The sequence below is a fragment of the Streptomyces sp. SLBN-31 genome, assembly GCF_006715395.1.
Taxonomy (GTDB): domain Bacteria; phylum Actinomycetota; class Actinomycetes; order Streptomycetales; family Streptomycetaceae; genus Streptomyces.
Genome location: NZ_VFNC01000002.1, coordinates 915,817 through 936,467, shown reverse-complemented (window position 1 = coordinate 936,467; position 20,651 = coordinate 915,817). Strand labels below are relative to the sequence as shown.

Annotated in this window: 19 protein-coding genes; 9 read left to right on the top strand and 10 right to left on the bottom strand. The window is 73.5% G+C overall.

All coding sequences use genetic code 11. The features are described 5' to 3' along the window. Positions 1 to 209: 209 nt before the first annotated feature. Entirely contained in the window at positions 210 to 1,358 is a 1,149-nt protein-coding gene (locus FBY22_RS24260; RefSeq protein WP_142149285.1) for a M20 family metallopeptidase, read from the bottom strand. Positions 1,359 to 1,475: 117 nt separating this feature from the next. Here FBY22_RS24260 and FBY22_RS24255 point away from each other — a divergent pair, with 117 nt between their 5' ends. Further along, the gene (locus FBY22_RS24255; protein WP_142149283.1) at positions 1,476 to 3,491 is read left to right on the top strand and encodes an NADPH-dependent 2,4-dienoyl-CoA reductase; all 2,016 of its coding nucleotides are present in this window, start codon (positions 1,476 to 1,478) and stop codon (positions 3,489 to 3,491) included. Between the two features lie 22 nt (positions 3,492 to 3,513). Beyond that, entirely contained in the window at positions 3,514 to 4,065 is a 552-nt protein-coding gene (locus FBY22_RS24250) for a PadR family transcriptional regulator (protein WP_142149281.1), read from the top strand. A 3-nt stretch (positions 4,066 to 4,068) separates the two neighbouring features. Here the strand turns inward: FBY22_RS24250 and FBY22_RS24245 are convergent, their stop codons facing one another. Next, on the bottom strand, positions 4,069 to 4,629 hold the full coding sequence (locus FBY22_RS24245) for a hypothetical protein (RefSeq protein ID WP_142149279.1): 561 nt from the start codon (positions 4,627 to 4,629) through the stop codon (positions 4,069 to 4,071). Positions 4,630 to 4,795: 166 nt separating this feature from the next. Continuing rightward, positions 4,796 to 5,767 (bottom strand): fibronectin type III domain-containing protein, encoded by a 972-nt coding sequence (locus FBY22_RS24240; protein ID WP_260845097.1) that lies wholly within the window; start codon positions 5,765 to 5,767, stop codon positions 4,796 to 4,798. Between the two features lie 379 nt (positions 5,768 to 6,146). On the opposite strand from FBY22_RS24240, the gene FBY22_RS24235 reads away from it, so the two are divergent. Then, positions 6,147 to 7,022: a glycoside hydrolase family 75 protein gene (locus FBY22_RS24235; RefSeq protein ID WP_260845096.1), complete on the top strand. Its 876-nt coding sequence runs from the start codon at positions 6,147 to 6,149 to the stop codon at positions 7,020 to 7,022. A gap of 43 nt (positions 7,023 to 7,065) precedes the next feature. Here FBY22_RS24235 and FBY22_RS24230 read toward each other — a convergent pair whose 3' ends face one another. Then, a complete protein-coding gene (locus FBY22_RS24230; protein WP_142149277.1) occupies positions 7,066 to 7,827 on the bottom strand; it encodes an SDR family NAD(P)-dependent oxidoreductase in 762 nt (253 codons plus the stop codon). A 122-nt stretch (positions 7,828 to 7,949) separates the two neighbouring features. Here FBY22_RS24230 and FBY22_RS24225 point away from each other — a divergent pair, with 122 nt between their 5' ends. Continuing rightward, on the top strand, positions 7,950 to 8,588 hold the full coding sequence (locus FBY22_RS24225; RefSeq protein ID WP_142152487.1) for a TetR/AcrR family transcriptional regulator: 639 nt from the start codon (positions 7,950 to 7,952) through the stop codon (positions 8,586 to 8,588). A 20-nt stretch (positions 8,589 to 8,608) separates the two neighbouring features. On the opposite strand, the gene dhaM is transcribed toward FBY22_RS24225, so the two are convergent. From dhaM to FBY22_RS24205, 4 genes are all read right to left on the bottom strand, one after another. After that, entirely contained in the window at positions 8,609 to 9,019 is a 411-nt protein-coding gene (gene dhaM, locus FBY22_RS24220) for a dihydroxyacetone kinase phosphoryl donor subunit DhaM (protein ID WP_142149275.1), read from the bottom strand. Next, a complete protein-coding gene (dhaL, locus tag FBY22_RS24215; protein WP_142149273.1) occupies positions 9,012 to 9,611 on the bottom strand; it encodes a dihydroxyacetone kinase subunit DhaL in 600 nt (199 codons plus the stop codon). Before dhaL ends, dhaM begins: the two co-directional genes overlap by 8 nt. Positions 9,612 to 9,654: 43 nt before the next feature. Further along, a complete protein-coding gene (dhaK, locus tag FBY22_RS24210) occupies positions 9,655 to 10,647 on the bottom strand; it encodes a dihydroxyacetone kinase subunit DhaK (protein WP_142149271.1) in 993 nt (330 codons plus the stop codon). A gap of 318 nt (positions 10,648 to 10,965) precedes the next feature. Continuing rightward, entirely contained in the window at positions 10,966 to 12,330 is a 1,365-nt protein-coding gene (locus FBY22_RS24205; RefSeq protein ID WP_142149269.1) for an alpha-lytic protease prodomain-containing protein, read from the bottom strand. A 412-nt stretch (positions 12,331 to 12,742) separates the two neighbouring features. On the opposite strand from FBY22_RS24205, the gene FBY22_RS24200 reads away from it, so the two are divergent. The 4 genes from FBY22_RS24200 to FBY22_RS24185 are packed head-to-tail and all read left to right on the top strand — an operon-like array spanning position 12,743 to position 17,306. Next, complete coding sequence (locus FBY22_RS24200) at positions 12,743 to 14,128, top strand: APC family permease (RefSeq protein ID WP_399212537.1); 1,386 nt, start codon at positions 12,743 to 12,745, stop codon at positions 14,126 to 14,128. A gap of 17 nt (positions 14,129 to 14,145) precedes the next feature. Next, on the top strand, positions 14,146 to 15,360 hold the full coding sequence (locus FBY22_RS24195; protein ID WP_142149265.1) for an arginine deiminase: 1,215 nt from the start codon (positions 14,146 to 14,148) through the stop codon (positions 15,358 to 15,360). A 17-nt stretch (positions 15,361 to 15,377) separates the two neighbouring features. Further along, the gene (gene argF, locus FBY22_RS24190; protein WP_142149263.1) at positions 15,378 to 16,379 is read left to right on the top strand and encodes an ornithine carbamoyltransferase; all 1,002 of its coding nucleotides are present in this window, start codon (positions 15,378 to 15,380) and stop codon (positions 16,377 to 16,379) included. A gap of 3 nt (positions 16,380 to 16,382) precedes the next feature. Then, positions 16,383 to 17,306: a carbamate kinase gene (locus tag FBY22_RS24185; protein WP_142149261.1), complete on the top strand. Its 924-nt coding sequence runs from the start codon at positions 16,383 to 16,385 to the stop codon at positions 17,304 to 17,306. Positions 17,307 to 17,617: 311 nt separating this feature from the next. Here the strand turns inward: FBY22_RS24185 and FBY22_RS24180 are convergent, their stop codons facing one another. Both FBY22_RS24180 and FBY22_RS24175 read right to left on the bottom strand, forming a co-directional pair. Continuing rightward, a complete protein-coding gene (locus tag FBY22_RS24180; protein ID WP_142149259.1) occupies positions 17,618 to 18,193 on the bottom strand; it encodes a hypothetical protein in 576 nt (191 codons plus the stop codon). 727 nt (positions 18,194 to 18,920) lie between these two features. Next, on the bottom strand, positions 18,921 to 19,310 hold the full coding sequence (locus FBY22_RS24175; protein ID WP_142149258.1) for an STAS domain-containing protein: 390 nt from the start codon (positions 19,308 to 19,310) through the stop codon (positions 18,921 to 18,923). A 248-nt stretch (positions 19,311 to 19,558) separates the two neighbouring features. Here FBY22_RS24175 and FBY22_RS24170 point away from each other — a divergent pair, with 248 nt between their 5' ends. Then, complete coding sequence (locus FBY22_RS24170) at positions 19,559 to 20,629, top strand: zinc-dependent alcohol dehydrogenase family protein (RefSeq protein WP_142149256.1); 1,071 nt, start codon at positions 19,559 to 19,561, stop codon at positions 20,627 to 20,629. The last annotated feature ends 22 nt before the right edge of the window (positions 20,630 to 20,651 follow it).

The window sequence follows — 20,651 nt, the reverse complement described above, 5'->3', positions numbered from 1 at the left end:
TGCCGGGTGCCGGGTTGCGTGTGCCGGGTCCGGTGGTTGGTGGGGTGCGGCTTGGTCGTGGCTGGTCGCGCAGTTCCCCGCGCCCCTGGGGTGGGGTGGCGGGCCGGTGCTGATGGGTTCGGGTCGGCAGGCTCCGGGTCCGGTGGTTGGTGGGGTGCGGCTTGGTCGTGGCTGGTCGCGCAGTTCCCCGCGCCCCTTCGGGCGCGGGTTCAGGACAGCAGGGTGAGGATCGCTCGGCGGTAGGTGGCATGGACCTTGGGCAGGTCCGACAGGCGGGCCCGTTCGTCCACGCCGTGCAGGCCCTCGTGCTGGACGCCGAAGCCCGCGGTGGCCGGGATGCCCTCGGCCGCCAGCAGGTTGCCGATGTTCGACGGGCCCGCGGTCTTCGCGCGTACGGCGAGACCCTCGCGGGCGGCGGCCGCCAGCAGCGCGGCGGCGGGCTGGCGGTCCTCGGCCAGCCGGTACGCAGGCCAGGACGCCACCGGCGTGACGCCGGTCGGCCGGGGGCCGGGCATCCGCGCGTCCAGCTCGGCGACCGCGGCGCGGACGACGGCCTCCGCGTCCTGGGCGCCGAAGCCCGGCGTGGTGCGGATGTCGACGCCCACCTCGCACCGCCCGGGGACCACCGAGAAGCCCTCCCCGCCGTGGCAGAAGGTGACCGTCAGCCTGGGCGGCAACGGGAACTCCCCTTCCGCGTCCGGTAGTTCGGCCTCCTCCAGCAGTCGCACGAGCAGGGCCGCGCGGGAGACGGCACCCGGCGCCGTACGCCTCGATCCCGAGTGGCCGGTCTCCGCGTGCACCGCGAGCGTGGCCCGCCACAGCCCCCGCCCGCCGACCACGACCTCGTCCGGCCCCGGATAGCCGATCATCACCCCGGCCGGGCGCACCGCCGCAGGATCCGCCAGATAGGCGCGGGCGCCGCCGAAGCGACCGGTGTGCTCGTCGGCGTCCAGCAGTACGGCGAGCCCGCCGCGCAGTGCGCCGGCCCGCTCCCGCACCTCGGCGGCGATCCGGCAGAACAGCGCCGCCGCCAGCTTGGAGTCGGCCGCGCCCCGCCCCCGCAGCCAGCCGTCCACCACGTCCCCGGCGTCCGGCGGGAACGACCATGCGCTCTCGTCGCCGTACGGGGCGGTGTCGACGCAGGCGTCCAGCGTCCACCAGGGCCCGGGACGGCCGCCGGCGATCTCCACGAGCAGGGCGACGGTCCGCCCGGAGTCGTCCCGCAGCCGCCGCCGCGGCAGCTCCCGCGCGCCCAGCCAGTCGTCGAGGACGGCGAGGACGGGGCCGTGGTCGTCGATCCCGCCCCGGCTCGGGCGGCGGATCAGTTCCTGGGCCAGCTCGACGGTCTCCGCGGTCATGCGGTGACTGTGCCCGACGGTGGCCGGAGTCACGCACCCAGGGTTGTGCAATTAGTTGCACAAAGCCTCGGCGGTCCTCTACAACTACAGACACGACACCGCGCACGGAGGGGCCCGATGAGCCGTTACCCGCACCTGCTGAACCCGCTCGACCTGGGCTTCACCACGCTGCCCAACCGCGTCCTCATGGGCTCCATGCACGTCGGCCTGGAGGAGGCCGAGCGCGGCTTCGAGCGTATGGCGGAGTTCTACGCCGCCCGGGCCCGCGGGGGAGTGGGCCTCATCGTCACCGGCGGCATCGCGCCCAACGACGCCGGACGGCCCTATGAGGGCGGCGCGAAGCTCACCACCGACGCCGAGGCCGAACAGCACACGGTGATCACCGAGGCCGTCCACCGCGCCGGCGGCCGGATCGCCATGCAGATCCTCCACTTCGGCCGGTACGCCTACCACCAGGACCTGGTCGCCCCGAGCCCCCTCCAGGCGCCGATCAGCCCCTTCCCGCCCCGCGAGCTGACCGACGCCGAGGCCGAGCAGACGATCGAGGACTACGCCCGCGCGGCCCGCCTCGCGAAGCGGGCCGGCTACGACGGTGTCGAGATCATGGGCTCCGAGGGCTACCTCATCAACGAGTTCATCGCCGCCCAGACCAACCACCGCACCGACCGCTGGGGCGGCTCGTACGACAACCGCATGCGCTTCCCGGTCGAGATCGTGCGCCGGGTGCGCGAGGCCGTCGGCGAGGACTTCATCATCGTCTACCGGCTGTCCATGCTGGACCTGGTCCCCGGCGGCTCCACCCTCGACGAGGTCATCACGCTGGCCAAGGCCGTCGAGGCCGCCGGTGCGACGATCATCAACACCGGCATCGGCTGGCACGAGGCCCGCATCCCCACCATCGCGACCTCCGTGCCGCGCGGGGCCTACACCTGGGTCACCAAGCGGCTGATGGGCGAGGTGTCGATCCCGCTCGTCACCACCAACCGCATCAACACCCCGGATCTGGCCGAGGAGTTGCTCGCCGAGGGGTACGCGGACATGGTCTCCGTGGCCCGGCCGATGCTCGCCGACCCCGACTTCGTCAACAAGGCCGCCGCCGGAACGCCGGAGGCCATCAACACCTGCATCGGCTGCAACCAGGCCTGCCTCGACCACACCTTCAGCGGGAAGATCACCTCCTGCCTGGTCAACCCGCGCGCCTGCCACGAGACCGAAGTGGTGCTGTCGCCCACCCGGTTGCGCAAGCGCGTCGCCGTCGTCGGTGCCGGCCCGGCCGGACTGGCCTGCGCCGTGACCGCCGCCGAACGCGGCCACGACGTCGTGCTGTTCGACGCCGCGAGCGAGGTCGGCGGCCAGCTGAACGTCGCCCGAAAGGTCCCCGGCAAGCAGGAGTTCGACGAGACCCTGCGCTACTTCCGCCACCAGCTCGACGCGCACGGCGTGGACGTGCGCCTCAACACCACCGTCGTCGCAACCGACTTGGCCGACTACGACGAGGTCGTCGTCGCCACCGGCGTCAGCCCGCGCACCCCCGACATCCCGGGCGTCGACCACCCGAGCGTCGTGGGCTACCTCGACGTCCTGCGCGAGGGCGTCCCCGTCGGCGACCGCGTCGCCATCCTCGGTGCGGGCGGTATCGGCTTCGACGTGGCCGAGTTCCTGACCGACGGCGGGGACAAGGCGAGCGAGGACCCGGCGACGTACTTCCGCCAGTGGGGCGTCGACATGGACTACCGGGCGCCCGGCGGACTCGCCGCCCCCGAGCGCCCCGCCCCGCCGCGCACCGTGCACCTGCTCCAGCGCAAGACGTCGAAGGTCGGCGCCGGCCTCGGCAAGACCACCGGCTGGATCCACCGCACAGAGCTCAAGCACCGCGGTGTCACCATGGTCCCCGGCGTGCGCTACGACCGCATCGACGACGCCGGACTGCACGTCACCGTCGGCGAGGAGTCCACCGTCCTGCCCGTCGACACCATCGTGCTGTGCACCGGCCAGGAGCCGCGCCGCGACCTGTACGAGGAGTTGGTGGCCGCCGGCCGCAGCGCGCACCTGATCGGCGGGGCGGACGTGGCCGCGGAACTGGACGCCAAGCGCGCCATCAAGCAGGGCACCGAGGTCGCGGCCGCCCTGTAGGGGCCGTCCCTAGGATGACTCCATGTCCCTCCCGCACGCGATCCTCACCGCCCTGCTCGAGAAGCCGTCCTCGGGGCTGGAGCTGACCCGCCGGTTCGACAGGTCGATCGGCTACTTCTGGTCGGCGACGCACCAGCAGATCTACCGGGAACTGGGACGGCTGGAGGCCGAGGGACACATCCGGGCGCTGCCCACCGAGCAGCCGGCCCGCGGGCAGAAGAAGAGCTACGAGGTCCTGCCCGCGGGCCGCGCCGAACTCCAGCGGTGGACCGCCGCCGCCCAGGACCCGCGGCCGCACCGCGACACCCTGCTGCTGCGGATGCGCGCCGCGGCCGTCGTGGGCACCGAGGGCATCGAGGCCGACCTGCGTCGGCATCTCGCCCTGCACCAGCGGCAGTTGGCGGAGTACGAGGAGATCGAGAAGCGCGACTTCCCGCCCGGCAGGGCCAGTGCCGAGGACCGGCTGCGGCACCTCGTGCTGCGGGCGGGCATCGACCTGGAGACCTTCTGGACGCAGTGGCTCGCCCACGCGTTGGAGGAGTTCGCCGAACTGCCCGGCGGCGAGGGCGCGTGAGCCTCAGAGCCGGTGGGGCTTGGTGCGGCGGCGCAGGTACCAGGCCGTCGCGATGACACCCGTCCCCACCAGCGCGCTGCCCACACCCAGCGTCACGGGTCCGTAGTCCCGCACCGCGCCGCCGAAACCGCCCATCACGCCCCTCGACGGCGACGCCGAGGAGGTGGCCGAGATGGTGGGGGACGCGGAGGCCGACGAGACAATGACGGACTGCGTGCCCGCGGTGCTGTTGTTGAAGGCGCACATCACGATCACGGTGTAGGTGCCGGGGCTGACGCCCTGCCAGGCGGCCGTCTGGATGCTGGTCGTCCCCGACAGCGCCACCTGCCGGCCCTGGGAGAAGTTCGCCTGGCTGCTGTTGAGCAGTGAGGCGGTGCCCCACATGCCGTTGCTCGCGGTCTGGTTGCACACCGTGGTCGTCACCGACACGGTGGACCCGCTGGTGCTCACCGAGATGCCCGAGCCCAGCGCGGCGGCGGGCGTGGCGGCGGCCAGGGCGACGGGCAGCGCGGCGGCGGCTGCCACGGCCAGGCCGGTCCGGATCAGAGGCTGAGAGTTGCGCATGTCGACTGCCCTCCGGCGGCACGGTCGGCGGTACATCCCTTGCGCCGCCGGGGGTCGGGATCGGCCCGTGCTGCCTCGGGGTCAGCCAACGTGGCAGCGTCCGGGAGCGCATGCGGAGCGCAGCCGGGCAGGTGACGCGTTCCCCCGTCCGTGGCGCGACCGCCGCCTACCGCGTCGTCACCGACCGCTCCGCCGAGAAGCCGCCCCAGGTGCCGTCGGGCAGTCTGGCGCGGACCCGTACGCGGTGGGTGACACCGGTGTCCCGGCCGACGTAGAAGCTGTAGCGCGCCCGGTCGCGCGGCGCGGCGCCGCCGTACACCAGGGAGGTGGCCGGCTGTCCGTCCAGCCGGATCTGGTACTCCGTGACCACGCCGTCCGTGCGGGGCACGGTCCAGGAGAGGTCGAGGTAGTACGCCCCGCCGGCGCGGTGGCACTTCGCGCGGAAGGCGGTGGGCGCGGTGCCGCGTCCGTCGTCGGTGCCGGGGGTGGTCAGGCGGACGGTGCCGCCGGGCGGGGAGACGTTGTCGGCGGCGTCGCGGGCGCGGACGGAGAAGGCGTAGCGGGTGCCCGGCCGCAGGCCGGTGAGCACGGTCGCCGTCTGGTTCCCGCCCACGCTGTGGATCTTCGTGCCGCTCTGGTAGACGTCGTACGACAGCACGGCCGTGTCGTCGCGGGACGCGGACCAGGACAGCTGGACCTCGCGGCTGCCGACTATCCGGCCGCGGGCCCGTGCCGGGCGGGTGGGGGCCGTGTCGTCCGCGGCCACGGCCGCCGGGGTGGTCGCGCGCACCCGGCGGCTGGGCGGGCCGAGCCGGCCCTCGCTGTCGCGTGCCCGCACGGTGAAGACGTAGTGGGTGGCGGGTCGGAGGCGGGTGACGTCCACCATGTGCTCGGAGGCCGGCACGCGGGCGACTTTTGTGGTGCCGCGGTACACCTCGTAGTACCGGGCGCGGGGAGTCGACGACACCGCGTCCCACATCACGTGCACGCTCGCGGCGCTGCCCGCCGCCGCGGTGACGCCGGCGGGTGCCGCCGGCAGCCGGCCGTCGTCGGTGCCCCCTGAGCCGCACGCCGCGGCACAGGCAACAGCGCCGCACAGGGCGAGGGATCGACGCAGCAGAACGGCGGCGAGAGGCACGGCTCGGCCCTCCGGACGGACACGGCGGCAATGGTACGGACCAATATGGCGGCGGGTGCGTACGCGCGGCAAGGGGCCGTGCTGCCGACACGGTGCGTTGGTGACCGCCCGCGGAGGTTACGTATGCTGAAGCTCCTGACGGCCGAACTCTCCTCGAGGGCTCGGGAGTTCATGCCGTGGCGCGGGCCGCTGTCGTCGCTGATCCCGCGCCGGGAACGGGCGGCCGGGGGACCTGAGCCGACGCCGGCTCAGGTCCCCCGGCCCCTGCCCGCCGTTCGGGTTGTGCACCGTCCGGCCCCCCTGCGGTGGCCGCGCCGGCGCACCGGGGTCAGATTGACTGAGTGTTCGTCAGTGTCCCCCAGGAGAGGCTCCCCCTATCGTGCATGTTCAGTCGCTGACGCTGGCCGCGGCCTGCGCCGCCCTGCTCGCCCCCACGATGTCGCCCGCACCCGAGGCCCGCTTCGCGGCGCAGCCGGTGGCTTGGGGGGAGGCCGACGTCAGCGCCGCCGACGTGCTCGCCCCCACGACATCGCCCACACCCCAGGCCCGCTTCGCGGCGCAGCCGGTGGCCTGGGGGGAGGGCGACGTCAGCGCCGCCGACGTGTTCGCCCCCGCTACGTCGCCCGCACCCGAGGCCCGCTTCGCGGCGCAGCCGGTGGCCCGGCGGGAGGGCGACGTCAGCGCCGCCGACCTCCTCGCCAAGGTGCGCGGCTGCACCCGGGTCTCCCGCGGCCGCTACCGCAGCGACGAGGGCACCCCGGCGACCATCCCGGTCTGCGGCACCCGGGACGCCGTCTTCTGGAAGGCCGACCTTGACGTCGACTGCGACGGGCGGGCCGGCCGACGCTGCAACCGCCGCACCGACCCGCAGTTCTCCTCCCTCACCGCCTACCAGCAGTCCGACGGCCGCCATCTGAGCGCCGAACGCCTGCCGTACATCGTCGTGCCCGCCGTCAGCCGCCTCTGGAACCACCGCGACCACGGCGTGCGCGGCGGCTCGGTCGCGGCGGTCGTCTACCGGGACCGGGTGCAGTACGCGGTAGTCGGCGACATCGGCCCGCGCGACGTGATCGGCGAGGCGTCCTACGCCACCGCGCGGGGCCTCGGCATCACCCCCGACCCGCGGCGCGGCGGCACGCCCTCCGGGGTCACCTACATCGTCTTCAAGAACTCGCAGGTCAAGCCGATCGAGGACCACGCCGCCGCCGTCGCCGCGGGACGGCGCCTGGCGCGGCTGTTCGTGCGGGGCGGATGAGACAGGGGGTGCGTCGGTCCACCGGAAGGGCGGCGAGGATGCGTCAGACGGCCGACCAGCCGTCGTCGACGGGGAGCACCACGCCGTTGATGTCGCTCGCCGCGTCCGAGGCGAGAAACAGGATGGCGGCGGCCTGCTCCTCGGGCCGGGCGATGCGTCCGAGGTTGACGAAGTGCGGGCCGAGCGCGGCCGGGCCGTGCGCGGCCTGGTCGGCGTCCACAACGATGCCGGTGGCCGTGCCGCCCGGGGCGATGGCGTTCGCCCGGACGCCCTGCCTGCGGTACATCACCGCCAGGGACTTCGTCAGCCCCACCATGCCGTGCTTGGAGGCCGTGTAGGCGGCGCCCGCCGCACTGCCACGCAGGCCGGCCTCCGACGCGGTGTTCACTATCGCGCCGCCGCCCGCCGCCAGCATGTGCGGCAGCACCGCCCGGGTGAGCAGGAAGGGCGCGGTGAGGTTGACCCGCAGCACCCGCTCCCACTCCGCGTCGGTCACGTCCGCCAGCGCCGACATCCGGTCCATGATCCCGGCGTTGTTCACCAGGACGTCCACTCGGCCGAAGCCGTCCACGGCGGTTCGCACCACCTCGTCGACCACGCTCTGCTCACCGAGGTCACCCACGACCGTGAGAGCGACGCCGCCCGCCCCCTCGATCTCCCGGACGACGTCGTCCGCGCCCTTGGCGTCGATGTCCGCGGCGAGGACCCGGGCACCCTGGGCCGCGAAGGCAACCGCGGCGGCGCGGCCGATGCCCGAGCCCGCTCCGGTGACGATGACGCCGCGTCCGTCGAATTGGCCGGCCATGTGGTGCTCCTGTTCCTGGGACGGTCCTGGTGGAGGACACCCTACGACTTAATGTCTCTCAGTGACATAAAATAGTGGGGGAGAATTCCGCAGGAGTGATCACCCCCGAACCGGAGGACCGGATGACCGCCGCCCGCGGACGCGCTGGACGACCGCCGCTGACCGACGAGCGCAAGGCCGAGATCCGGCTGGGCATCGCCCGGGCCGCCGTGGAGCTGTTCGTCACCCAGGGCGTCGCCGCGACCACCGGGGAACAGATCGGGCAGGCGGTCGGGGTCTCCGCGCGCACCGTCTGGCGCTACTTCCCGAGCAAGGAGGCCTGTGTGCGGCCGCTGTTCACCGCGGGGATCGAGATGGTCGCCGACCGGCTGCGGGCATGGGCGCCGGGGCGGCCGCTCGAGGACATCTTCGCGCCGGAAGCCACCGCGCGATTCGGTGAACTCGTCGGTCCCGACCACGAGACCGTGGGCGCCCTGGTACGGCTGACCCGCACGGAGCCCGGCCTGCGCGCCGTCTGGCTGCAGACCTACGACGAGGCGGAACCCGCGTTCGCGCGCGCTCTCGCCGAGGGCGCGGGGCTGCCGCCGGACGACCTGCGGCCCGTCATCCGGGCGGCGATGTTCAACGCGGCCCTGCGCGCCGCGGTCGAGCACTACGCCTGGCACACCGCCGAGGCGGAGCCCGACCGCGCGACGGCGCAGGACGAGTTGACGCGGATCGTCCGCTCGGCCCTCGCCGTCGTCGCGGAGGGGCTCGGGTAGGCGCTTCCCGGCCCGGGCCGTCAGACCTTCCGGTACGTGTACGCCTCCGCGGCCGCCGCCTCCACCGCCGCGAGGTCCGCTCCGGTGGCCGCCGTGACCACCGCGGCCACCGCTCCCTCCACGAAGGGGGCGTCCACCAGGCGCGTGTTGTCGGGGAGTTCGTCGCCCTCGGCGAGCAGCGCCTTCACGGTCAGCACCGCGCTGCCGAGGTCGGTGAGGACGGCGACCCCCGCGCCCCGGTCCACGGACGCGGCCGCCGCGGCGATCAGCTCCGCGCTCGTGCCGAGCCCCCCGCCCTCGGTGCCGCCCGCCGGGGCGACGTGCACCGAAGTGCCGCCGCCCGCCAGGCCCTTGGCCAACTCGGCCACCGATGACGCTACTTCGGCGCTGTGCGAGACCAGCACGATCCCGACGGTCTTGTCGTCACTCACCGTTCGCCTCCGCCAGTCCCGCGATCAGCAGCGCCGACGAGGTCGCACCGGGATCCTGGTGGCCGATGCTGCGCTCGCCCAGGTAGCTGGCCCGGCCCTTGCGTGCCTGCAGCGGAGTCGTCGCCAGCGCGCCCTGCTCGGCGGCGGCCCGGGCCGCGCCGAAACCGTCGGCGAGCGCGTCCACCGCCGGCACCAGAGCGTCGATCATGGTCTTGTCGCCCGGCGCGGCGCCGCCCAGCGTCATGACGGCGTCCACCCCGGTCCGCAGCGCCTCGGCCAGCTGATCCTCGCCCACCTCGGCGGCGTCCCCGAGGGCCTTGCCGGTACGGCGCAGCAGCGTGCCGTACAGGGGCCCCGACGCGCCGCCGACGGTGGAGATCAACTGGCGTCCGGCGAGCGTGAGGACCGCGCCGGGCGTGTCCGGCGCCTCCTTCTCCAGGGTCGCGGTCACCGCCCGGAACCCGCGCTGCAGATTGCTGCCGTGATCGGCGTCCCCGATGGGGGAGTCGAGGGCGGTGAGCCGTTCCGCCTCGCGTTCCACGGACGCGGCGGTGGCCGTCATCCAACGGCGGAAGAAATCGGCGTCGAGCACTGGATCTCCTTGCGTGGTAGGTGCGGCCCGAATGTCCGGCGTCTCACATGCCCCAGCGCAGTCCCGGCGTCTTCACCGGCGCGTCCCACAGCCGCAGCAGTTCCTCGTCGACCTGGCAGATGGAGACCGACGCCCCTGCCATGTCCAGCGAGGTGACGTAGTTGCCGACCAGCGTGCGGGCGACGACGACGCCGCGTTCCGAAAGGACCCGCTGCACCTCGGCGTTGAAGCCGTACAGCTCCAACAGGGGCGTGGCTCCCATGCCGTTGACGAGGACGAGCACCGGGTTGCGCGGCGGCATGTCCTCCAGGACCGCGTTCACCGCGAAGTCCGCGATCTCGCCGGAGGTCATCATCGGCCGCCGCTCCCGGCCCGGCTCGCCGTGGATGCCGATGCCCAACTCCAGTTCACCGGCGGGCAGATCGAAGGTGGGGCTGCCCTTGGCCGGCGTCGTGCACGCGCTCAGGGCCACGCCGAAGCTGCGGGAGTTCTCGTTGACCTGCCGGGCGATCGCCTCCACCCGCTCCAGCGGCTGGCCCTCGTCCGCGGCCGCGCCCGCGATCTTCTCCACGAACAGGGTGCCGCCGACTCCGCGCCGCCCGGCCGTGTAGAGGCTGTCGGTGACCGCCACGTCGTCGTTGACCAGCACCTTGGCGACCTGGATGCCCTCGTCCTCGGCGAGTTCGGCGGCCATGTCGAAGTTGAGCACGTCGCCGGTGTAGTTCTTCACGATGAACAGCACGCCGGCCCCGCTGTCCACGGCCGCGGCGGCGCGCACCATCTGGTCGGGCACCGGCGAGGTGAACACCTCGCCCGGGCAGGCCGCCGAGAGCATCCCGGGACCCACGAACCCGCCGTGCAGCGGCTCGTGCCCGGAGCCGCCGCCGGAGACCAGGGCGACCTTCCCGGCGACGGGGGCGTCCCGCCGTACGATCACCCGGTTCTCGACGTCGACCGCCAGCTCGGGGTGGGCGGCCGCCATGCCCCGCAGCGCGTCCGCCACCACGGTCTCAGCGACATTGATGAGCATCTTCATGACTACCTCCGGGAAACGTGTCCGCTGAGCCGCAGTCCCGGCAGCTCACACTGGGAAGTATCGACGTTCCGACGGCGATGGTCACGTGCGCGGCGTTTCGCCCGCCGGATGTTCGCCTTCAACTTCTCCACGCAACAGCGACTGCGGCTCGGGAAAATTGAACAGGTAAGTAATTAAAATGCGCTATTTTTAGCATTATGCCGGACGCATTCGGACATGCGACGCTGCTGACCGAGCCTCGAAGCCCACCTCCGGCCGGGCCCGGGCGCGTTTCCTCGCTCCCGGGCCCGACGGGTCCTCATCCTCGCCGGAGCGGCCTCACAGACGCTGCCACAGGGCGGGCGTGACGTCCGGAGCCCACGAGCTCTGGGCCTGGTGGGACTGCAGACACCGGTAGGTGACCGTCCCGACCGTCACCTCCGTCCCCACCTCGTACACCCGCCCCGCACGCCAGGCGCGCGCGTCGGCCGGCTCCGGCGCCTTGGCGGTCGCTCCCGTCGTCTTCAGCGTCAGCCCGAAGTCGCCGAGGATCGGGTTGACCGGCTGGAAGAACGTGGTGCCGCCGCTCGTGCAGTCACCGGAGCCGCCCGAGGTGACCCCCTGCGCCTGCGCGCCGGAGATGTAGGGGCCTCCCGAGTCCCCTGGCTCCGCGCACACATCGGTCTGCGTCAGTCCGTTGACCGTGCCCTCGGCGTAACTGACGCCGGCATCCTGCTCCTTGACGGTGCCGCAGTGCCAGCCCGTGGTCGAGCCCGACCGGCACACCGACGCGCCCACCATGGCCTGCACCGAGCCGGCCACCTCCACCTTCTGGCCGTTCTCCCCCTTGACGTAGGGGGTGGCCGTCCAGCCGGAGTCCGTGGCCACCCAGGACATGTCCTTGCCGGGGAACGTGGAGGCCTGGAAGGTCCCCTGGGCGGTGGTCTGGTCGGCCCCGACGGTCTTGGAACCCGGCTGGCCGCAGTGGCCGGCCGAGGCGAAACCCGGCTGCTCGCCCTTGGTGACCGAGAAGCCGACGGAGCAGCGTGCCTTGGCGTCGATGTAGTAGGCGTCCCCGCCGACGATGTCCGCCATGAGGCGTGGCCGCTTCGCCGACAGACGCACGGCCGTGCGGCCCGCCTCGGCGCCGGCGGCCTTGACGAACGCGGCCGCCGCCTTCCGGCTTCTGGCCTCCACCACGACCCGGTTCGTCCGTACGTCCACGTACCACACCGGGGTGTCGGCGGTCTTGACGCCGGCCGCCGCCCGGTCCAGCTTCCGCTTGACCGACCGCAGGTCGGCCAGCGCCCACCGGGCGGCCACCGGGGTGGCGCCCTGCGCCCGGATCGCGGAGAAGTCCGCCCGGTCGGTGGTCGCGACGGTCAGCTCGGCCGCCGTCGCACCCTTGACCCAGGCACCGGCGAAGCGCGTGCCCAGGGTGTTGCGCAGGACACCCGCCCGGGTGCCGGCCTCGGCCTCGTTGACCAAGCGGGTGGCCGCCTGGTCCGGCGTCAGGCGCAGATCGCGTTCCAGGGCGTGCAGGACCTGCGGCGACGGCTTGTCGGCGCCGAGCGTCTTGGCGGCGGTGGGAGCCGGGCCGCGGCCCGGTACGGCCGACGCCGCCGGCTGGACCGCGGTGAACGCGAGCATGCCGAGCGCGACCACGGCGGCACCGCGGACGGTCGCACGGTGTCTGTCTGTCATTCGGCGTACCTCCTGAGGGATGCGGTGGAGCAGGTCGTAAGACCACAGCCCTAGCCCCCGGCGCCGACGGGATTCCGCGGGCCGGGGGCTTTTGCGTACTACGGGGGACACCGGGAGCGGCATGTGCAGTAGCGCCCCGCCGGCCCCGTTCCCGCCCCGGAGAGCGGGCCGGTTCACCCGCGCCGGTGACGGGCCACCGGGCCGACGGCCGTCCGCCCAGGGACCAATGGGCACGTCCGGGGACCTGCGGCCGCTCACCACGCCGGGCGCGGCGCAGAAGGATCGTTTCCGGGACCGCCCCACCGCAGCGACCGGCGCAAGGAGCACTGTCATGTCCGCCACACCCACAGGACGAGAGGCACCGGACCGGGGCCCCGGGAAGGCACTCGGCCTGCCCGCCGCCTCCGCGCTCGTGATCGGCAGCATCATCGGCACGGGCGTCTTCGCGCTCCCCTCCGCCCTGGCGCCCTACGGGCCGATCGCACTCGTCGCGTTCGCCGCCGTGACACTCGGCGCCCTCGCCCTGGCCCTGACCTTCGGCTCGCTCGCCGGACGCGTCCCGGCCAGCGGCGGGCCGTACGTCTACGCCCGCGAGGCCTTCGGCGAGTTCACCGGATTCCTCAACGCATGGTCGTACTGGATCACCGCGTGGGCGGGGAACGCCGCGATCGTGGTCGCCTGGGTCGGCTACGTCGAGGTGTTCGTCAACACCGGGCACCGCACCGGCGTCTCGATCCTGATCGCACTGGTCGGGCTGTGGATCCCGGCCGCCGTGAACCTCACCGGCGCACGGAACACGGGCGCCTTCCAGGTGATCACCACCGTGCTGAAGTTCGTCCCGCTGGTCTTCATGGCCACCGTCGGCCTGCTGTTCATCGAGTCCGCCGACTTCGGCCCCTTCAACGCCTCCGGCCGGTCCGCGACCGGCGCGATCTCCGCCGCCGGCGCCATCGCCCTGTTCAGCTACCTCGGTCTGGAGGCCGCCTCCGTCGTCGCCGGACGCGTACGCGAACCCCGGCGCAACGTGCCGCGCGCCACTGTCTACGGCACCCTCGTCTGCGCCGTCATCTACATCCTCGGCACCCTCGCCGTCTTCGGCACCGTCCCGCACAGCCGGCTCGGCGCCTCCACCGCGCCCTTCACGGACGCCGCGAACAACATCTTCGGCGGCACCTGGGCCGGTGACGTCGTCGCCGCGGCCGCGATCATCTCCGGCATCGGCGCCCTCAACGGCTGGACCATGCTGTGCGCCGAGATGCCGTACGCGGCGGCCCGCGACGGGCTCTTCCCGGCCGCGTTCGCCCGGCTGCGCGGCCAGAACGGCGTCCCGGTCTTCGGCATCGTCGCCTCCACCGTGCTCGCCTCGCTGATCACCGTCTTCAGTTACACCCGCTTCGAGGACGTCTTCACCAAGATCGTCCTGTTGAGCGTGCTGACCGCCGTCGTCCCTTACCTGTTCTCCGCGGCCGCCCAGCTGTACTGGCTGCTCGTCCGCGGCCGCGAGGGACTCGGCCGCGGCCGGCTGATCCGTGACGCCACGGTCGCCGCGCTGGCCATGACCTTCTCGTACTGGTCGATCCAGGGCAGCGGCTACCAGACCGTCTACTACGGCCTGTTCGTGCTGCTCCTCGGCCTGCCGGTCTACCTCTGGCTCAAGCGCGGCCGCGGCGAGTACGGCGAGAGCCCTGCCCTGCCCGCCGCCGAGTCCCGCGCACCGGAGACCCCGCCCCTGAAGCCGGCCCCGCGCGTTCCGCGGCAGCGCGGACCGCGCGGGAACGTGCTGCGCCACCACGACTGAATCCCGGGAGTCCCGCCATGACCACGTTCCACGTCGACTCCGAGGTCGGCCGCCTGCGCCAGGTGATCCTGCACCGCCCCGGACTCGAACTCTCCCGGCTCACCCCGCGCAACGTCGACGCCCTGCTCTTCGACGACATCATGTGGGCCAAGCGGGCCCGCGAGGAGCACGACGCCTTCGCCCAGGTACTGCGCGACCACGGCGCCCGCGTCCACTACTTCGCCGACCTGCTGGCCCAGACCCTCGACGTGCCCGAGGCCCGCGACTGGCTGCTGGACCGGGTCGTCACCCCCGCCACCGTGGGCCCGGCCCTCGTCGAGCCCGTACGCGAATTCCTCGCCGCGCTCGACGGGGAGACCCTCGCCGGACACCTGATCGGCGGGCTGCTGCGCGGCGACCTGCCACTGGCCGCGCCGCACAGCCTGGTCTGGGACGCCCTGGACGCCGAGGACTTCGCCCTCGCCCCGCTGCCCAACCACCTCTTCCCGCGCGACAACTCCTGCTGGATCTACGACCGGCTGTCGGTCAACCCGATGGCCAAGCCCGCCCGCAGACGCGAGACCCTGCACGCCGAGGCCGTCTACCGCTTCCACCCGATGTTCCGCGGCACCGCGCCCGCACCGGTCCTCGACGGCGCCGTGGGCACCCTGGAGGGCGGCGACGTGCACGTCCTGGGCAACGGCGCCGTGATGGTCGGCATGGGGGAGCGGACCACCGCGCAGGCCGTGGAGAACCTGACCGCCCGCCTCTTCGCCGCCCGCGCCGCCGACCGGGTCATCGCCGTCCAACTGCCCGCCACCCGCGCCTACATGCACCTGGACACCGTGCTCACCATGGTCGACCGCGACGCCTTCACCGTGTACCCGGGACTCGCCGACTCGCTGCGCTCCTGGACCCTGCGTCCCGAGCCCGCCCGCGGGATCGGCTTCGACGTCGCGCCCAACTCCGACCTGGCCACCGCCCTCGCCGAGGCCCTCGACCTGGACAAGGTGCGGATGCTGTCCGCGCCCCAGGACATCCGGGGCGCCGAGCGCGAACAGTGGGACGACGGCAGCAACTTCCTCGCCCTCGCCCCCGGGGCCGTCGTCGGCTACGAGCGCAACGTCACCACCAACACCTACCTGCGCAGGCAGGGCATCGAGATCGTCACCATCGCCGGTGCCGAACTCGGGCGCGGCCGCGGCGGACCGCGCTGCATGAGTTGCCCGATCGAACGCGACCCGGCCGACTGACCGGCAAGGAGACCTCCATGAACATCGACCTGCGAGGCCGCTCCTACCTGAGCGAACTCGACTTCACCTCGGCCGAGGTGCACCACCTCCTCGACCGCGCCGCCGAGCTGAAGAAGGCCAGGGGCGCCGGCACCGAGCGGCCCCGGCTCACCGGCCGTCACCTCGCGCTGATCTTCGAGAAGACCTCCACCCGCACCCGGTGCGCCTTCGAGGTGGCCGCCGCCGACCAGGGCGCCGCCACCACCTGCCTCGGCCCCGGCGACACCCACCTCGGCGGCAAGGAGTCCGTCGCCGACACCGCCCGCGTGCTGGGCCGGATGTTCGACGGCATCGAGTACCGCGGCTCCGCGCAGTCGACCGTCACCCAGCTCGCCGGCCACGCCGGAGTACCCGTCTACAACGGGCTGACCGACACCGCGCACCCCACGCAGAGCCTGTGCGACGTGTTCACCATGCGCGAGCACAGCCCGAAGCCGCTCACCGACATCAGCTACTGCTACCTCGGCGACGGCCGCAACAACATGGCCAACTCCCTGCTGTCGATGGGCTCCCTGCTCGGCATGGACGTGCGGATCGCCGCTCCCGCCGCGCTGTGGCCCGACCGCGGCCTCGTCGCCGACTGCCGCTGGTTCGGCGAGCGCACCGGGGCGCGGATCACGGTCACCGAGGACGTCGACACCGCCGTACGCGGAGCCGACTTCCTGCACACCGACGTCTGGGTCTCCATGGGCGAACCCGCCGACACCTGGCGCGAGCGCATCGATCTGCTGCTGCCCTACCAGGTCAGCGCCGGGACGCTCGCGGCCACCGGCAACCCGGACGTGCGGTTCATGCACTGCCTTCCCGCGCTGCACGACCACCGCACCCGGCTGGGCCACCAACTCCTGGACACCTACGGCCTCGACGGCCTGGAGGTCACCGACGAGGTCTTCTCCTCGCCCGCCTCGATCGTCTTCGACCAGGCCGAGAACCGGCTGCACACCATCAAGGCCGTGCTCGTCGCCACCCTGGAGGACTGAACCATGCGCATCGTCGTCGCCCTCGGCGGGAACGCCCTGCTGCACCGGGGCGAACGCCCCGACGCGCAGGTCCAGTCCGCCAACATCGTCCGGGTGGCCACCGCGCTGGCCGCGCTCGCCCAGGAGAACGAGCTGGTGATCACCCACGGCAACGGCCCGCAGATCGGCATGCTGGCGCTGGAGAGCGCCACGGACCCCGCGCTGACCGCCCCCTACCCGCTCGACGTGCTGGGCGCCCAGACCCAGGGCATGATCGGGTCCCTGCTGGTGCGGGCCCTGCACGACGCGCTGCCCGGCCGCAAGATCGCCGCACTGGTCACCCACACCTGCGTACGCGCCGACGACCCGGCCTTCGACCGGCCGACCAAGTTCGTCGGCCAGGTGTACTCGCGGGCGCGGGCCCAGACGCTGGCCCGCGAACGGGGCTGGAGCGTGGCCCGGGACACCAACGGCTGGCGCCGGGTCGTCCCCTCGCCGTCGCCCGAGTCCTTCGTGGAGACGGAGACCATCCACGACCTGCTCGCCGCCGACACACTCGTCGTCTGCGCCGGCGGCGGGGGAGTCCCCGTCGTCGCCGACCCGGACTGCGGAGGCCTGACCGGGGTGGAGGCCGTCGTCGACAAGGACCTCGCGGCCGCCCTGCTCGCCCAGGACCTCAAGGCCGACTTCCTGCTGATCCTCACCGACGTCCCGTGCGTGTACGCCGGCTTCGGCACCCCGGACCAGCGGCCCGTACTCGACGCCACCCCCATCGAGCTGCGCCGCGGCGGCTTCCCCGCCGGGTCCATGGGCCCCAAGACCGAGGCCGCAGCCCGCTTCGTCGCCCGCACCGGCGCACTGGCCGCCATCGGGGCCCTGGACGCGGCCTACGAGATCGTCCACGGCCGCTCCGGCACCCTGGTCCGCCCGGACCTCACGGTGGGCTGACGGGCGGTGAGACCATCAGGGAGGCCTGCGGGCTCGGACTTCACCGTCGGCGGCCCCACCGGCCCGATGCCGGCCCGATGCCGGCCAGGCGGTCTTCCCGGGGTCGGCGCGCGGGAGTGCTCGTGGGAGTCCGGCGCGAGGTCGGTCGCCGGGAACGGCCGGGAACGGTTGGTCGGCGGCCGCGCCCCGAACGTGAGGAAGCCCGTGCACCGGTGTGGTGCACGGGCTCCGCGGCCGCCGGCCGAGTCCCGCCCTGTCGAGCTCGGCGGTGCCGCGCGGAGATGGTCCTCAGCCGCTCCGGGGCGGGGTGTTCACCCGGTCTTGTGCCCCCAGCGCGGGCCGACCATGGCCCATTCGGTGTCCCATCCGGCCAGGCGCCGCCGGTCCAGCCGCCAGCGGACCACGGCCCCGGCGGCGAACACGACGCCGGCGGTGGCCAGTGAGGCCGCCGTGCCCAGCAGACCGGCCTCGAAGCCGGCCTCCACGCGGCTGGGCGGCTCGGAGGTGAGCCGGCCCTCGGCGTCCAGCCAGACCAGGACCCGGGCACCGGCCTTCTGCCCGGCGCTCACCAGGGCCCGGCCGGTGTGGGCCGTGCCGTCGGAGGTGGTCCAGCGGACGTTCGCCGATATCCGCTCGGCCGTGTCCCCGCTCGAGGAGGCACTGGGCAGGTCGGTGAGGAGTACGGCCCGGGTGGAATGCCGTTCGGCGCGCTGCCGGGCGAGCACGTCGTCGGCCGCGTGCGCGGTGACCAGCCCGGCGATCGCGCCGCCGACGGCGATGACCATCCACATGGTCAGGACGACCCAGGCCTCGACGATGTCGTCGTGCCGGCGCAGTGGGTTGTTCCGCCACCGCCACAGCCGCTTCTTCACGGGCTTGCCGCTCATCGGTCCGCACCTCCTCCTTGTGGTCACGGACAAGACGGTGACACCGGGAAGGACGCGCCGGGATGGGCCGACCAGGCGCTTTCGCGGGACCATCCGGGACCTGCTGCCCGACCCACTTGGGCCGTTCAGCCCCCTACCACACCCAGCCCCGCGGCCGGGCGGCCACGGCCGCCGCTGCTCGCCTCCGCGGCAGCCGCGCGTCCGTCCGTCGGCCGGTGGTCTGCCTTCCTCGGTGGAGCGGTCGGGCCGCCGGTTCACCGGCCGGCCCGCGGCCGGCCGGCGGCCGCTGCTGCTGCCGACCGAGGCCTGTCGGTGCGAACCTCCGCGGCAGCCGCGGGTCCCTCCGTCGGCCGGTGGTCTCGTCTTCCTCGGTGGAGGGGTCGGGCCGCGGGTTCACCGGCCGGCCCGCGGCCGGGCGGCGTCCGCCGCTGCTGTCGACCGACGTCCTGTCGGTGCGAATCTCCGCGGCAGCCGCGCGTCTGTCCGTCGGCCGGTGGTCTCGTCTTCCTCGGTGGAGGGGTCGGGCCGCGGGTCCACCGGCCGGCCCGCGGCCGGGCGGCGGCCGCTGCTGCTGTCGACCGACGTCCTGTCGGTGCGAATCTCCGCGGCAGCCATGCGTCCGTCCGTTGGCGGGCGGTCTGGTTTTCCTCGCTGTCGGGTGTCCGGCGATCTCGCCCTCCCCGCCTCGTCGGCGCGGCGTGTGTCCCGCCGATCGAGGGCCGGGACGTCAACCCGTCGCGCGGGCCAAGTCCCCCGCGTCCGCCGTGTGCGCGACGGCCTCGCAGAGGCGGCTTTCGAGGTCGAAGACGTCCGCCAGGCCCACCGGGGGCAGCAGGCGCCGGAAGTCGGGGCTGTCCGTGACCAGTCGCAGGCGGCCCTCGTGGGCCACGACACGGTTGCGTGTCCGGCACAGCATGCCCAGTCCGGAGCAGTCGATGAAGGACACGTCGCGCAGGTCGACGACCAGGTCGGGACGTGGACCCGCGGTCAGCTCGTCGAGCCGGGCCGAAAGCGACGGCACCGTGGACAGGTCGATCTCCCCGCGCAGCGCCACGACGGTGCGGCCGGCGACGACGCGCACCGTCGGCGGTGGGGGATCGGAGTGCATTTCGGCCATGGGGAAAGGCAAGCGGGCGCGCCCGGGCGGCGGGTAGGGCCGTTCGGTCCAGCAGGATCCTCCCGGGGTGGGCCGTACGGGCAAGGCCGGGGCCGAGGACCCGTCCGGCGGAACCGTGGGGGCCGACCGGCCCAAGCGTCCGCCCGGCACGGCCGGACAAGCTGGACCTGCGGGGCAATCCCGGCGCCGCACCGGCTCGCGGCCCTCCCGGACCCCGGGAGCGACAGGCCGAGGAGGGAAGAAACGACATGAAGGGCTTCGTCTACCACGGACCCGGCAAGTCCTCCTGGCAGGACGTTCCGGACCCGGGCATCCAGGACCCCACGGACGCCGTCGTCCGCGTCGACGCCGTCACCATCTGCGGCACCGACCTGCACATCCTCAAGGGCGACGTCCCCGAGGTCCGCCCCGGCACCGTCCTCGGCCACGAGGCGGTCGGCGAGATCGTGGAGACCGGCACCGACGTGCGCACCGTACGCCCCGGTGACCGGGTACTGGTGTCCTGCATCACCGCCTGCGGCCGCTGCGCCTACTGCCGGCAGGGCATGTACGGCCAGTGCCGGGGCGGCGGAGGCTGGGCCCTCGGCCACCTGATCGACGGCACCCAGGCCGAGTACGTGCGCGTGCCGCACGCCGACCTGTCCGTGCACGCCCTGCCCAGCACGCTGGACGCCAAGGAGGCGGTCCTCCTCGCGGACATCTTCCCGACCGCGTACGAGGTCGGCGTCCTCAACGGCCGCATCCGCCCCGGCGACACCGTCGCCGTCGTCGGCGCCGGACCCGTCGGCCTGGCCGCGATCGCCACCGCCCGGCTGTTCAGCCCGGAGCGCGTCGTCGCCGTCGACCTGGCCGCCGCCCGCCTGGACGCCGCCAAGGGGCTGGGCGCCGACGCCGTGGCCGACGCCCGCGAGGAGCCCGAGCAGCTCGTCGCCGACCTCACCGACGGCCTCGGCGCCGACGTCGTCATCGAGGCGGTCGGCACCCCGGGGACGTTCGAGATGTGCACCCGGATGGTGCGCCCTGGCGGCCACGTCGCCAACGTCGGCGTGCACGGCGCCCCCGCGACCCTGCACCTCGAGGACCTGTGGATCAAGAACGTGACCATCACCACCGGCCTGGTCGACACCAGCTCCACGCCGACCCTGCTGCGCATGGCGGCCGCCGGCCGGCTGCCCGCCGGGGCCCTGGTCACCCACACCTTCCCGCTGAACGCCATGGAGGAGGCGTACGACGTCTTCGCCCGCGCCGCCGACACCGGCGCCCTGAAGGTGGTGCTCGGCGAGGAGACGCACGAGGCCGTCGCCGTCCGGACGACGTGACCGGACCAGACCGGAGGGAGTG

Bases quoted from the DNA above. Each gene is read 5' to 3' on its own strand.
- FBY22_RS24195 (WP_142149265.1), top strand. From the start codon at position 14,146: ATGACCACGTTCCACGTCGACTCCGAGGTCGGCCGCCTGCGCCAGGTG.
- FBY22_RS24175 (WP_142149258.1), bottom strand. From the start codon at position 19,310: ATGGCCGAAATGCACTCCGATCCCCCACCGCCGACGGTGCGCGTCGTC.
- argF (WP_142149263.1), top strand. From the start codon at position 15,378: ATGAACATCGACCTGCGAGGCCGCTCCTACCTGAGCGAACTCGACTTC.
- FBY22_RS24170 (WP_142149256.1), top strand. From the start codon at position 19,559: ATGAAGGGCTTCGTCTACCACGGACCCGGCAAGTCCTCCTGGCAGGAC.
- FBY22_RS24250 (WP_142149281.1), top strand. From the start codon at position 3,514: ATGTCCCTCCCGCACGCGATCCTCACCGCCCTGCTCGAGAAGCCGTCC.
- FBY22_RS24185 (WP_142149261.1), top strand. From the start codon at position 16,383: ATGCGCATCGTCGTCGCCCTCGGCGGGAACGCCCTGCTGCACCGGGGC.
- FBY22_RS24230 (WP_142149277.1), bottom strand. From the start codon at position 7,827: ATGGCCGGCCAATTCGACGGACGCGGCGTCATCGTCACCGGAGCGGGC.
- FBY22_RS24255 (WP_142149283.1), top strand. From the start codon at position 1,476: ATGAGCCGTTACCCGCACCTGCTGAACCCGCTCGACCTGGGCTTCACC.
- FBY22_RS24180 (WP_142149259.1), bottom strand. From the start codon at position 18,193: ATGAGCGGCAAGCCCGTGAAGAAGCGGCTGTGGCGGTGGCGGAACAAC.
- FBY22_RS24245 (WP_142149279.1), bottom strand. From the start codon at position 4,629: ATGCGCAACTCTCAGCCTCTGATCCGGACCGGCCTGGCCGTGGCAGCC.
- FBY22_RS24225 (WP_142152487.1), top strand. From the start codon at position 7,950: ATGACCGCCGCCCGCGGACGCGCTGGACGACCGCCGCTGACCGACGAG.
- FBY22_RS24205 (WP_142149269.1), bottom strand. From the start codon at position 12,330: ATGACAGACAGACACCGTGCGACCGTCCGCGGTGCCGCCGTGGTCGCG.
- dhaK (WP_142149271.1), bottom strand. From the start codon at position 10,647: ATGAAGATGCTCATCAATGTCGCTGAGACCGTGGTGGCGGACGCGCTG.
- FBY22_RS24260 (WP_142149285.1), bottom strand. From the start codon at position 1,358: ATGACCGCGGAGACCGTCGAGCTGGCCCAGGAACTGATCCGCCGCCCG.